Source organism: Bradyrhizobium sp. sGM-13 (assembly GCF_018398875.1).
Taxonomy (GTDB): domain Bacteria; phylum Pseudomonadota; class Alphaproteobacteria; order Rhizobiales; family Xanthobacteraceae; genus Bradyrhizobium.
Window position 1 is genome coordinate 1 of record NZ_JAGWDK010000189.1, and the last position, 495, is coordinate 495.

General features: G+C 56.6%; 1 protein-coding gene. It reads left to right on the forward strand.

Features of this window, described 5'->3' with window-relative positions; translation table 11 throughout:
* On the forward strand, positions 1-385 hold a 385-nt coding region (locus KJQ96_RS38725; RefSeq protein ID WP_213291189.1), incomplete at its 5' end, for a hypothetical protein.
* Positions 386-495 lie beyond the last annotated feature (110 nt).

Genomic DNA, 495 nt, shown 5'->3' on the forward strand with positions numbered 1-495 from the left:
TACGACCACACAGCATGATGCCCCCATTCGGGAGCCATCTGATCAGTTGGAGCAGATTACCGTAACCGACCCAACCCATCCACTATACGGACGGCGCTTTGATTTGGTATCGGCCGGAAGCTCGCTCCGACCCGGCGGCTGCGTTCTCGTTCATTATCGCGACGGCATTTTGCTGAGAATTCGAGCTTCAGCAACCAACCTCTATGGCGAGCGGCTGCCTGTCGCGTCAAGCAAGCTTTCGCTCGCAAGCATTCGAGACTTGCTCCGGCTTTCAAGAGACGTGGTGCTGAGGAGCTTGGCGAATCAGCCCACAAATGATTCTTTAGGGCACGGCTCCGAGTCAAAATTGGCAAGCTCGCGTGGTTCGCTGGAAGGAGAGCCATGAGGTCGGATCTCGTGACGGGGAGCCACCTGTGTCGCAGAGCCGTAATTTACATTCGGCAGTCCACGCCTCATCAGGTGATGACCAACCAGGAAAGCCTGCGGCTGCAGTAT